Origin of the sequence: Guptibacillus sedimenti, from assembly GCF_028610665.1 — a bacterium.
Lineage (GTDB): Bacteria > Bacillota > Bacilli > Bacillales > Guptibacillaceae > Guptibacillus > Guptibacillus sedimenti.
In genome coordinates this window covers 141111-154120 of record NZ_JAQQWV010000004.1, presented here as the reverse complement: position 1 = coordinate 154120, position 13010 = coordinate 141111, and the positions used below count along the sequence as shown (strand labels likewise).

Sequence of the window (13010 nt, the reverse complement as noted above, 5' to 3'; positions counted from 1 at the left end):
TTAAACTGATTCTGGTTTTTCTATTTGATAGGTTTTTAGATAAGGTTTACCCGAGAAAATCGTTTTAGGAAGACCTTTACTTGTATGACGGTTTTTATGAGCTGTTTCATAGGCTTCAGATGTTTGCCAACTCTTGAAAGATGCCTCACTATCCCAGAATGTTGCTACTACATAAGTGTCATTAGCCACAGGACGTAAGATTCGGATTCCTTCACAGCCCTGTTCATTCTCAACCTTGCCCGCTCTGTTTTTAAAACGATCTTCAAATACAGCGCGTTCACTCTCTTCGACAGGGATATGATTTAACACAACAAATCCAGGGTTTTGTACATCACCTTTACTGTCGATAACTTCATATTTTTTTGCGTTCTTGAAAAAAGTAGTGCCATTTGTTTCATGATACAATGCAGCACCATCTGGATTAGTGAAGAGAAAAATATTCTCATCCTCGTGTTTTTCTTTTAGTTTCAATAGATAATCGTAAGTTCCATATGTAACGTAACTATTCATCATACCCATCCTTTCAATTAAATGATCAGGGAGATTTGCCTGATACTTTACCCTTATTTGGCAAAAACTAAACAGAATCGTCATTGTCTATAGTACAAACTACGCACTATTTCATGTAAGCTTAGCTGTAATTAATTGATTAAAGGGAGTGCCATATAGAATGAAAAAACTCGGCATAGGCTTAATCGCAACTCTCGCCGTGTTCCTAATTGGGTTATTAGGATACTTAGGGATATTATTAGCAGGAAACTATGTTATTGACGAAAAAAAGCTTGTAATGAATTCTGCAACCGAACTCGTCGATGAAAATGGTGATCTTATAACGAAACTTTATTTCGAAAACCGTGAACCTATTTCAATAGATGACATCCCTGAACATGTGCAAGAAGCATTTGTAGCAACAGAAGACAGTCGCTTCTATGAACATCATGGTTTGGATGTGAAAGCAATAGGAAGAGCGCTCTATCGTGACATTTTAGCAGGGGGGAAAGTAGAAGGAGGAAGTACAATCACACAGCAACTCGCTAAAAATGTGTTTCTAACGAATGATAAGTCGTGGCTTAGGAAAACAAAAGAAGCCGTTATTGCCATTAATCTCGAACGGAGTTATAGCAAAGAAAAAATTTTAGAAATGTACTTGAATCAAATTTATTTCGGTCATGGGGCCTATGGTATTCAATCTGCTTCTACAATGTTTTTTAATAAACCTGCTTCAGAATTAAGCGTAGAGGAGGGGGCCATGCTTGCGGGTCTCCCGAAAGCACCATCTAATTATTCGCCTATTAATCATCCAGAGGAAAGTAAAGATCGACGTGATCTTGTTTTAACTTTGATGGAAAAGCATGATTATCTAACACCAGAAGAAGCAGTTCGCCTTCAGGGAAAAACGCTTGCTCTTGATATTGCTGAGGTTACGAAAGAACCGGCATATCTTACGTATATTGATATGACACTTCAAGAAGCTAAGACACGATATAATTTATCGAACGAAGAGGTGCTGAGGGGTGGTTATCAAATCGTTGTACCATTAAATCCGTCATTGCAGAAAGCCGCATATGAACAGTTTCAAAATGATGCTCTATTTCCAGGAAGCGACGCAGAAACCCCACCACAGGGAGGGTTTTCAATGATGAATGCAGCAAGCGGAGGTGTAGTGGCCGTTCAGGGAGGTCGTGATTACGTTCAGAAAGGGTTTAATCACGTTACAGCAAAAAGACAACCTGGTTCTGCTCTAAAACCATTAGCGGTTTATGCTCCGGCGCTCGAGAAAAAAGAGTATAGTCCCTATACGTTACTTAAAGATGAGAAGATTGATTACGATGGTTACTCACCATCCAACTATAATAATCAATACAAAGGCAAACTTTCACTTTATGATGCTGTAAGAGTGTCGGCGAATGCCTCTGCTGTTTGGCTTCTAAATGAAATTGGTATTCCGTATTCCAAATCTTATCTTGAGAAAAGTGGACTTTCGATTGAAGATCGTGACCTGAAAATCGCACTTGGCGGGATTGATAAGGGCGTATCACCATTTGAAATGATGGCAGCTTATCGACCGTTTATTGAAGGTGGGAAGCAGATTAAGCCATTTTTTATTAGTAAACTATACAATAATGAAGGCAAGCTTGTGGGAGAAGCCAATCAAACTGAAGAAAAAGTTTATACAAAGCAAACGGCATGGTATATGACTAGGATTCTTGAGGGCGTTGTAAAAAATGGAACTGCTACAAGTGGTAAGTCGGAGGTGGCCGTTGCTGGTAAAACAGGAACCACTTCTTATGAAGGAGTATCAGGAGGCTCTCGCGATGCCTGGTTTGTTGGATTCACTCCTGAATACGTTGGTGCTGTTTGGATGGGGTACGATAGAACCACAGATTCACACTATTTATCTGGTGGAAGTGAATATCCTGTTCAACTGTTTAAAGAAGTTGTTAATGCCTCTTCGAATGAAAATGGTCAGAAGGAGTTTAAGAAACCTTCAGGTGTGAAAGATATGGAGAAACCAATCTCTCTTCCGACTATTAATGATGTTAAAGCTGAGTTTGATTTTCTATATGGTCTACCAGCAGTCAAACTAAAGTGGACCGCTTCATCAGATAAGCGTGTCGTTTATCATATTTATGAAATAAAGGATGGAGAGCGAGAGCAAATCGCTGAAGTAGATGGAACTGGAGAGTATACTAGAAATTCGATTTCTTTCTTTGGATCTGTATCATATGAAGTTGTACCATTTAATCCGTTAACAGATCAAGAAGGTGAAGTCTCTAATGAGGCTTCGGTTAGCTTATTTGATAGGTTTAAAAATAGTGAATAAGAGAAACAGAAAACAAGCGCAAGAAAGAAAAACAGAAAATGAGTGAGGAAATTCACTTTTTTGCTAAAGGAATTGTGTTAAAGTATACGATGTAAACGGCTTCAAAGTTGGACGATTTTATGACTTTTTTCTTCAATATCTGTACACTGAAGCTAACGATCGCTATAGTATGTAAGGATGTATAAATGAACGTTGTGGAATTAGAAAGGTGGACAAGCATGAATAAAGCAACATTTAATGATCAATTTCTTCGGGCATGCCGGGGAGAAGAAACGGACCATACACCTGTATGGTATATGAGACAAGCTGGGCGATACCAAGCCGAGTATAGAAAGATCAGAGAAAAGTATTCGTTTCATGAGATGAATTTGAATCCGGAAGTAGCAGCTGAAGTAACGCGATTTGCTGTTGAACAACTTGGGGTTGATTCAGCCATTCTATTTGCGGATATTATGACGCCTCTTCCTTCTATTGGAATAGATGTTGAAATTAAATCAGGAATTGGTCCTGTTATTGATAATCCGATTAAAACAAGATCTGATATTGATCGACTTGGCGAACTTGATCCATTGAAAGATATTCCGTATGTGATGGAGACCATTAAAATGCTTCGAGACCAGCTATCAGTTCCGTTAATTGGATTTAGCGGGGCGCCGTTTACTGTAGCGAGCTATATGATTGAAGGTGGCCCGTCTAAGAATTATCATAAAACCAAGGCATTTATGTATTCAGATCCTGAGGGATGGTATCAACTAATGAATAAGCTTGGAGATATGACAATTGCTTATCTTACAGCTCAAGTACAAGCAGGAGCTCAAGCGGTTCAGCTTTTTGATTCATGGGTAGGTGCGCTAAACGAAGCAGATTATCGCACTTATATTGCACCAGTGATGAATCGAATTTTCTCACGTCTTAAAGAATTGAATGTGCCGCTCTTAATGTTTGGGGTGGGAGCTAGTCACCTTATTCAGGAGTGGAATAAGCTTCCTGTCGATGTGATTGGAATTGATTGGAGAATATCAATTAAGAAGGCGAGAGAAGTGGAAGGCATTACAAAGCCTCTAATGGGAAATCTAGAGCCGGCTCTCCTTCTTGCTCCATGGGAAGTTATTGAGGAAAGAACGAAGGAAATCCTTGATCAAGGGATGGAAACACCTGGATTTATTTTTAATCTTGGACACGGTGTGTTTCCGCAAGTTCAAGTAGAAACCTTGCAACGTCTTACTCACTTTGTACACGAGTACACACGAAAGAAATAGGTAAAGAAACGGGGGAGGTATGGGATGAAGCGAACCATCGGCCTACTAGTTATGGCCTACGGTACACCGCGAAGTGAAGCAGAAATTGAACCATACTATACACATATACGTCGGGGGAAACGACCTACAGAGGAAATGCTGCAGGACTTAATTGAACGCTATGAAGCCATAGGCGGTATATCTCCCCTATCAGATATTTCGAAAGAACAGGCTCAAAAATTAGAAGATCACATGAATAAACAGTTCGGCGATGAGGTCACGTTTAAAAGCTATCTTGGTTTAAAGCACATTGAACCTTTTGTAGAAGATGCAGTCCGCAATATGCAAAAAGATGGAATAGAGGAAGCGGTTAGTATTGTCCTAGCTCCACACTATTCGACTGTTGGTGTAAAAACGTATAATGAACGAGCTAGAACAGAAGCAAACAAGCTAGGTTATCCCGATATTGTAGCGATTGATCAATGGTACAACGAGCCGAAGTTCATTCAATACTGGGTTAATCAGCTTCAATCTTACCTAAGCCAAATAAGTGAGCAAGAGAAGCAGAAAACGATTGTTATTTTCTCTGCTCATAGCTTACCAGAAAGAATATTAAAAGAAGGTGATCCTTACCCAGCTCAGCTTGAGGAAACAGCAAAACATATTGCAAAGAGAGCTGGTATTGATCACTATGCGGTAGGTTGGCAAAGCGAAGGAAATACGCCTGACCCCTGGATTGGACCGGATATTCAGGATTTAACACGTGATTTATTTGAACAAGAAGGCTACACGGGTTTTATCTATTGTCCTGTAGGGTTTGTCGCAGATCATCTTGAAGTATTATATGATAACGATTATGAGTGTCGACAGATGACTGATGAACTTGGGGCAGCTTACCATCGTCCAGAAATGCCAAACGCAACAAATGAGTTTATTGAGATCTTAGCAACAGTTGTGACGAACGAATTAATTAAAAAGAAGATGATAAGTCATGAATAAGCAAACAAAAAAAATTGTCATTATCGGAGGCGGAATCACGGGTTTAACAGCCGCCTACTATCTTCAAAAAGAGATGAGAAATGCTCAACTCCCATATGAGATAACGTTACTTGAAGGCACCGATCGTCTCGGTGGAAAGATTCAGACAGATACAACAAATGGCTTTGTAATTGAACGCGGGCCTGACTCTTTTCTTGCGAGAAAAGAGAGCGCGGCACGTTTGGTAAAAGAAGTTGGTATGGAAGATCAGCTTGTTCCGAATTCGACTGGTCAAGCTTTTGTGTTGAATAACGATCAGCTCTATCCAATACCGGGTGGAGCTGTGATGGGTATCCCAACTGAACTTTCACCATTCATATCGACTAAATTATTTAGCTTAAAAGGGAAATCAAGAGCGGCAGGAGATTTAATTCTTCCAAGAGCGAATAACGGAGATGTAGATCAATCGCTAGGATTATTCTTTAGAAGACGACTTGGAAATGAAGTGGTGGAGAATTTAATTGAACCGTTATTGTCAGGCATCTATGCAGGCGATATCGATAAATTAAGCTTGATGTCTACATTCCCGCAATTCTCAGAAGTGGAAAAACAGTACCGTAGCTTGATATTAGGTATGAAAAAGACAACGCCACCTTCTAGAAGAAGTACTGGTAAGAAAAAACCAGCATTTTTAACGGTTAAATCAGGATTGCAGTCTTTTGTCAGAACCCTCGAAGAAAAGTTAACAGATGTGCACATTCGAAAAAGTGTTAAGGTGGATCAGATACAGAGAAACCATAACTCATATACGCTTCTGACAACGAGCGGAGAAGAATTAATGGCTGATTCCATCATCGTTACAACGCCGCATCAGCAAGTTTTTCACATGCTGAGGGAGCATAAAGAAGTCGCTCCATTGCAAGAAATGCCTTCTACAACAGTTGCAACAGTTGCAATGGCCTTTTCAGAAGAAGCGATCAAAAAGGCAATGGACGGCACAGGGTTCGTTGTATCTCGAAATGCTGATTACACCATTACAGCTTGTACCTGGACTCATCGAAAGTGGGAACATGCTGCACCAAAAGGAAAAGTTCTTCTTCGTTGCTATGTTGGAAGAGCAGGGAAAGAAGAAATCGTCGACAAGAGTGATGAAGAAATTGTACAGACGGTATTAAACGACCTGAATCAAATTATGGAAATTGAGGGCCATCCTGAGTTTTATCGTATCACAAGATGGCGACAGTCGATGCCGCAATATGAAGTAGGTCACCGTGAAAGAATCGACAAGGTTATAAAAGGGATCCATCAGAAAATGCCTGGTGTTTTTCTGGCAGGTGCTTCTTATAATGGAGTAGGCCTTCCTGACTGTATTGACCAAGGCGAGGAAGCTGTTACTTCTGTTCAAAACTATTTGAAATAAAGTTAAGGACACATCCATTAGATGTGTCCTTAACTGTTTTTTACTCTAAATTCTTTGCCGTCTCAATCTGGAATGATTATCTAATTTTGTTAGTGTAGAAAGAGGTCTAGTGGTAGAATGTAAATGGCAACAATTAGTCTCAAAGGAGAAATAATCATGTTAGAGATGGTAAGACCTTTACTTGTTAATATTGCAATGCTCTTCTCAGTGTTATTTATCTGGAATATGGTCATGCCATTTACGAGAGCAAGCTCAATTAATTTAAAAGAAAAATTAATATACGGAGCAATCAGTTCTGTGATGGCATTGCTTTGTATGCTTTTCCCACTGGAGATATTCGGAGATACTGTATTTGATTTACGAGTTGTTCCTCTCATTCTTGTCACTCTTTATGGTGGTAAACTGCCTGGGATCATTTGTACACTTACCATTTCTTCTGGCCGATTATGGATGGGCGGCGAGAATGCATGGGTGGGTGTATTAATCGCTGTTATAGGGTTTATCATTGCTAGTAGTTTTGGCCCTTATTTCCGAAAGTCTATTCGAAAGTGGAAGGGAATTCTAATTACTGGTGGAGTGTTTATCCTTTCTTACATCGTGATTCTCATTCTATTCTTAGATCCGTTACAACCTTATTTCTATCCGATTTATTTTACTGCATTTATTATTGCATATTTTATTATCTTTTACTTAACAGAGCGGTTAGTTATGATTAACATTCAGCTTCAAGAAACAGTTTATTTAGAAAAGTTGTCTGTGGCAGGGAAAATGGCAGCGGCGATTGCGCATGAAATTCGAAATCCTTTAACAACGATTAAAGGACTGCTACAGTTTATCTCAAGTGACACTGAGGATAGTAAAGTGAAAAATTATGCTCCACTCATGCTCGAAGAAGTTGAACGAACCAATAAAATTATTACGGACTACCTGATGTTAATTAAACCAACTAAAGATAACTATGAACAGGTTGAGTTGAACAAGGTTGTGAAAGATACAACGGCACTAACTGAAGTACTCGCCTCCTATTATAATGTGAAAATTCATTATGAAGAAAAAGGTGAATTTTTAATATGGGGGAACTCTCAAGAATTAAAACAATGCTTAATCAATTTAATTAAAAATGCGATTGAATCCATAGAAGGCGAAGGTCTTATTCTTGTAGCTTTGCAATATGGGACAAAAAAAGGTACGGTAGATATCGTGATTCGTGACAATGGGGCAGGGATGAGTGAACAAGAACTTGAGAAGATTGGTTTGCCATTTTATACAACAAAATCGAAAGGAACTGGACTCGGTACGATGATTACAAATCGATTAATTCGTAATGTTGGGGGGAAAGTTCACTATACAAGTGCCCAGGACGTTGGAACAACCGTAACTGTCACATTGCCAATTATAAAACAATAGGAGGAGTAAGATGACGTTCGATCGAAAGAAAAGCATAATGGAAGCAGCCGAAAAATCATTTTCAATGTTTGGCTACAAAGCGACAACAATGGATCAAGTTGCTAAAATTGCGAATGTAGGGAAGGGAACAATCTATAATTTCTTTAAAAATAAAGAGGAACTGTTCAATGAAATTGTACGGGGAATGGTTATTGAACTAAAAGAACTTGCTCAAGATTCCATTCATAGAGAGGATACGTTTTTTGAAAATCTTCATCGTGCTCTTTATAGTGTATTGGAACATCGGCGGGAGCATAAGTTGGCGATAAAGCTCTCTCAAGAAGTACGTGAGATTGGAACCCCTGCAGCTATGGATGCTTTGAGTCTTGTAGAAAAGGCGATCCTTCATTTTCTTGAACAAGAGATTGAACGTGGCATTTCAGATGGCGAAGTGAAAAGATGTGATCCATCTCTTGCAGCCTTTCTTATGTTTAAAATGTATATCGCGCTAATTTTCGATTGGGAGAAAACGCATCCTTCCTTTAGTAAAGAAGAAATTGCAAATCACCTTGAATTTTATATGATGAGTGGAATTAAGACGGAAGAGCAGTAGTGAAAATAAAGTAAGCTACTGCTATTGCTATTCTAAATAAAGGGTGATATATTATCTCTTGTAGAAAAAAATGACCAGATTGCAAAATTGGTCACATCACTTGCAATCCATAGTAAGTAGAGAAAAGTCTTTTTTTTTGAGGCGAAATGACCATATGAGGAAAGTGGTCAATTAGACAGGAGGGTAAACATGAAGAAGTCATCAAAACAATTTCGCTCTGAATGGGCGTCATTGCTTAAGAATAAAAAAATCTTAATTCCAGTCATTGCTGTGTTGTTTATACCGGTATTATATAGTGGCATGTTTTTATGGGCATTCTGGGATCCATACGAAAATTTAGATCAGATTCCAGTCGCTGTTGTTAATAGTGACAATGGGGCGGATTTTGAAGGGGAGCATCTTGAAATAGGGAATGAGCTTGTCGATAAGTTGAAAGATGAGCCTGAATTCAAGTGGGATTTTGTTGATGAAGAAGAAGCAAATAAAGGTCTTGAAGATCAAACCTACTATATGAAGATTCATATCCCAGAAGATTTTTCTGAGAAATCGACGACCGTTCTTGATGAACATCCTGATAAATTAAACTTAGAATATGTGCCAAATGAGAGTTTTAACTTCTTGGCTGGGCAAATAGGCGGAACGGCTGTTAGTGAAATCAAATCACAAATTGCTGAAAACATCACTGAGAATTATAGTGAGCTCGTCTTTGATAAGTTTAGTGAAATAGCTGATGGTCTTTCAGATGCATCAGAGGGAGCAGGAGAGCTTGCGGATGGTTCTTCTGATCTAAAAGATGGTACAAAGCAACTGAAAGATAATCTTGCCGTGCTTAATGAGGGATCGATTGAGTTAACAAATGGCTTAAGTAGTGCAGAAAACGGATCAATTGATCTTGCAAATGGCATTAGTGAAGCGAACCAGGGAACGACTGATTTATTAGATGGGTTGAAAGAAAAACAGCCACAAGTGAATCAGTTAGCTGATGGATCTTCTCAACTCAGTAATGGGCTTGGTGAACTTAGCAGCAATATGGGAGATTTTAAAGGTGGACAAGAGCAGCTTCTAGCTGGTGTGAAGCAAAGCAGAGATGGAACAAAGCAGTTGATGGATGGCCTAAATGCTTCAGTATCAGCATTAGAAAATAAATCATTACCTTCTGTTGATGCCGAAGGATTGAAACAATCACTAACAAGTGGCGTGACGAATGCCTCAGCTGTTCCTAAGGAATTGCAGGGTGTTATAGAGTCAATTCAAGGAAGCGATCAGTATACGGATGAGCAAAAGCAAGCGCTGATTAGTCAGCTTCAACCAATTGCTGAGAAGTCTGGTACTGCAGCGAATTCAGTTGGGGAAGCAGCTACGAAATTTTCAAACGAAGCAGAGAAACTTTCAGGTGCATCTTCAAGTCTAGATGCTCTAGTAGAAGGGCAGCGTCAGCTTGCCCAGGGAGCTACAGCATTATATGAAGGACAGGCCGATCTTGAACAAGGTCTAGAAAAATTCGGTGACAAAATAAATCAAGCTAATGCTGGAATCGATCAACTGCATAATGGTGCTATACAGGTTGCAGATGGAACCAATACGGTTTCCACAGGCTGGAATTCATTGATCGATAACGTAGGAACACTCAATTCAGGTATGACAGAATTATCTAGTGGTTCACAAGAGTTAGCATCCGGACTTTCTGAGTTAGAAGGAGGATCTTCAGAAATAACTTCTGGTGCAGGGAAATTAGCAGATGGATCTAAAGACCTTGATAACGGAGCGCAGAAATTAACAGATGGTACATCAGAGCTTCGGGATAAACTAGGAGATGCTGCGGAAGAAACGTCGAATACGAATGCTGATGATGAGACGTACAGTATGTTTGCTGATCCAGTTAATGTCGATACAGAGGCTGTTTCAGGCGTACCAAACTACGGAACCGGATTTGCACCTTACTTCCTTTCCCTTGGTTTGTTTGTAGGGGCACTTCTCATGTCTATTGTATTTCCACTTCGTGATCCAGCAGGAACGCCACGAACGGCAATCGGTTGGTTTATGAGTAAATACGGTATTTTATTAGTAGTTGGCGTGATTCAAGCACTTGTCTCTGATGCTGTTCTTTTATATGCATTGCAGATTGAAGTGCAGAGTGTGCCGTTATTTTTACTCTTCTCTGTCGTATCAAGTCTCGCTTATATGACATTGATTCAATTCTTTGTTACGACATTAGGAGATCCAGGGCGATTTGTAGCGATCATTATCCTGATTTTACAATTAACAACAAGTGCCGGTACGTTCCCACTTGAGTTGATTCCTGAAGGGTTACAAGTGTTTAATACTTGGTTGCCAATGACGTACACCGTTTCAGGATTGAAAGCTGTTATTTCCAGCGGAGATTTTGCATTCATGTGGAAGAATGTCTACGTATTATTAGGATTTATTGGAATCTTTGCCATTGGAACAATCACTTTCTTCTTTGTAGAATTGAAGAAACGTAAGAAACATGGGTTGGAACCTGCGATGAACGAATAAGAAATCTATGATCTATGAGGCTAGTTTAATCAATTGATTAAGCTAGCCTCTTTTCTTTTGATAATTGGTTGGAAAAACGATACAGTATTAGTAAGAAAGTTGTGTTATTGTGCGATAAATAGTTTACGTCTAGGAAAGGAACGGGTAAATACAATAAAGTTATGGATTTATAGGGAGGCAGGAGAAGCGATAGAATGATTACTTTCGAGCATGTTAGCAAAAAGTTTGCTGATGGTACTGAGGCGTTGAAAGATATTAATTTACATATTGAACAAGGCGAATTGTTAACGTTAATTGGCCCGAGTGGATGTGGTAAAACAACCACGATGAAAATGATTAACCGTTTAATCGAACCTAGTGGAGGTCAAATTTCCATTGATGGAAAACCAATCTCTGACCAAGATCCTGTTGAGTTAAGAAGGAGTATCGGATATGTCATCCAGCAAATTGGTCTCTTGCCACATATGACAATTGCAGAAAATATTGCACTCATTCCTAAATTGAAAAAATGGGATAAAAGCAAAATAGATAAACGAGTTGATGAAATGCTGAACCTTGTTGGACTTGAGCCGTCAGTCTTTCGGTCTCGCTATCCACTTGAGTTAAGTGGAGGTCAGCAGCAGCGAGTCGGTGTCATTCGTGCCCTTGCAGCAGAACCTCCCATCATTTTAATGGATGAGCCTTTCAGTGCACTCGATCCAATTAGTCGTGAACAGCTTCAAGATGAGCTTGTGAAATTACAAAAAGAAATCCAAAAAACGATTGTTTTTGTCACCCATGACATGGATGAAGCGATGAAGATTGCCGATCGGATTGCGATCATGAAAGACGGTGAAATTCTTCAACTTGATACACCTGATCGTTTGTTACGTCATCCAAAGAATGAGTTTGTTCGCAATTTTATAGGTGATGAACGGATGGCTAAAGGACAAGCTCCTACTGCAGTTGATTTAATGATTCAAAAAGTAGCGACTGTGAAAGAGAGCAGAGGTTTAGCCGAAGCTTTTCGACTGATGAAATCAGAACGTGTGGATAGTCTCGTCGTCACGGGACCTGAGCAGCAATATAAAGGTGTCGTGACTCTTGATCAAGTTCAAAAGCATTATGAAAGTGATACAAAAAGAATTGCAGATGTTATTGAACGGATTGAGCCAATTCAGAGAAATACGCTTTATCCTGAAATCGCAAAACGTTTTGCTGAAAAGCAGCCAATCAGTATCCCAGTAGTAGAAGGGGAAAAGCTGACGGGATTAGTCACGAGAAGTAGCATGATGCGCGGACTAGCTGGTCTTGAGCAACTCGGTTATAAGGAGGAGGAACCTCTGAATGAATGAGGAAAACTTTTTTGTTTTATTTATTGAAACGATGCAAAATCGTTGGGATGATATTTTTGTTGCGCTTCAGGAGCACCTTTTCCTATCATTTATATCGATTGTAATTGCCATCTTAATCTCAGTTCCACTTGGTATCTTTATTTCCAGACGCAAGAAGTTGGCTGAGCCGTTTATTGCTGTTGCTGCTATTTTTCAAACGGTTCCGAGTCTTGCATTGTTTGGTTTTCTTATTCCGTTTCTTGGAATCGGAAATATTACTGCCATCATCGCATTAACGGTGTATGCACTTCTTCCGATTTTAAGGAATACATACACCGGCATCACATCCGTGGACCAATCTTCCATTGAAGCTGGGAGAGGGATGGGGATGACAAGTATGCAGATTTTAATGAAGATTGAAGTACCTCTTTCTCTTCCTGTCATTATGGCGGGCGTTCGTACGGCTACCGTATTGACGATCGGGGTGGCAACTCTAGCGACGTTTGTTGGTGCAGGAGGATTAGGTGATATTATTTATCGAGGACTAACGTCTAATAAAGATGAGCTTGTGCTAGCTGGTGCACTACCGGCAACCATTCTTGCTCTTGGTTTTGACCTAATTCTAAAGTTATTAGAAAACGCGGCAACTCCTAAAGGAGTTAAAGCAAAAAAATAAAGGGAGAGATTTGATTGAAGAGATTGACCGTGCTTTTACTGGGTG

The 13010-nt window shown here is 39.6% G+C and carries 10 protein-coding genes; 9 read left to right on the top strand and 1 reads right to left on the bottom strand.

Translation table 11 applies throughout. The annotated features are described in order from the left end of the window. Positions 1 to 510 carry an antibiotic biosynthesis monooxygenase family protein gene (locus PQ578_RS17395; protein WP_273835714.1) on the bottom strand — a complete coding sequence of 170 codons (510 nt, stop codon included), beginning with the start codon at positions 508 to 510 and terminating at the stop codon, positions 1 to 3. Between the two features lie 160 nt (positions 511 to 670). On the opposite strand from PQ578_RS17395, the gene PQ578_RS17390 reads away from it, so the two are divergent. From PQ578_RS17390 to PQ578_RS17350, 9 genes are all read left to right on the top strand, one after another. Beyond that, positions 671 to 2824 (top strand): transglycosylase domain-containing protein, encoded by a 2154-nt coding sequence (locus tag PQ578_RS17390; protein WP_273835713.1) that lies wholly within the window; start codon positions 671 to 673, stop codon positions 2822 to 2824. Positions 2825 to 3042: 218 nt separating this feature from the next. Continuing rightward, the gene (hemE, locus tag PQ578_RS17385; protein WP_160921401.1) at positions 3043 to 4083 is read left to right on the top strand and encodes a uroporphyrinogen decarboxylase; all 1041 of its coding nucleotides are present in this window, start codon (positions 3043 to 3045) and stop codon (positions 4081 to 4083) included. Between the two features lie 24 nt (positions 4084 to 4107). Beyond that, positions 4108 to 5061, top strand: a complete 954-nt coding sequence (gene hemH, locus PQ578_RS17380; protein WP_098446453.1) for a ferrochelatase — start codon at positions 4108 to 4110, stop codon at positions 5059 to 5061. Beyond that, on the top strand, positions 5054 to 6460 hold the full coding sequence (gene hemY / locus PQ578_RS17375) for a protoporphyrinogen oxidase (RefSeq protein WP_273835712.1): 1407 nt from the start codon (positions 5054 to 5056) through the stop codon (positions 6458 to 6460). Before hemH ends, hemY begins: the two co-directional genes overlap by 8 nt. Positions 6461 to 6616: 156 nt before the next feature. Beyond that, positions 6617 to 7867, top strand: coding sequence for an ATP-binding protein (locus PQ578_RS17370; protein WP_273835711.1), 1251 nt, complete (start codon positions 6617 to 6619; stop codon positions 7865 to 7867). Between the two features lie 10 nt (positions 7868 to 7877). Then, on the top strand, positions 7878 to 8459 hold the full coding sequence (locus PQ578_RS17365) for a TetR/AcrR family transcriptional regulator (RefSeq protein WP_273835710.1): 582 nt from the start codon (positions 7878 to 7880) through the stop codon (positions 8457 to 8459). Between the two features lie 189 nt (positions 8460 to 8648). Then, on the top strand, positions 8649 to 10976 hold the full coding sequence (locus PQ578_RS17360; RefSeq protein ID WP_273835708.1) for a YhgE/Pip domain-containing protein: 2328 nt from the start codon (positions 8649 to 8651) through the stop codon (positions 10974 to 10976). Between the two features lie 194 nt (positions 10977 to 11170). Then, on the top strand, positions 11171 to 12310 hold the full coding sequence (locus tag PQ578_RS17355) for an ABC transporter ATP-binding protein (protein WP_273835707.1): 1140 nt from the start codon (positions 11171 to 11173) through the stop codon (positions 12308 to 12310). After that, the gene (locus PQ578_RS17350; protein WP_098446459.1) at positions 12303 to 12965 is read left to right on the top strand and encodes an ABC transporter permease; all 663 of its coding nucleotides are present in this window, start codon (positions 12303 to 12305) and stop codon (positions 12963 to 12965) included. Before PQ578_RS17355 ends, PQ578_RS17350 begins: the two co-directional genes overlap by 8 nt. The last annotated feature ends 45 nt before the right edge of the window (positions 12966 to 13010 follow it).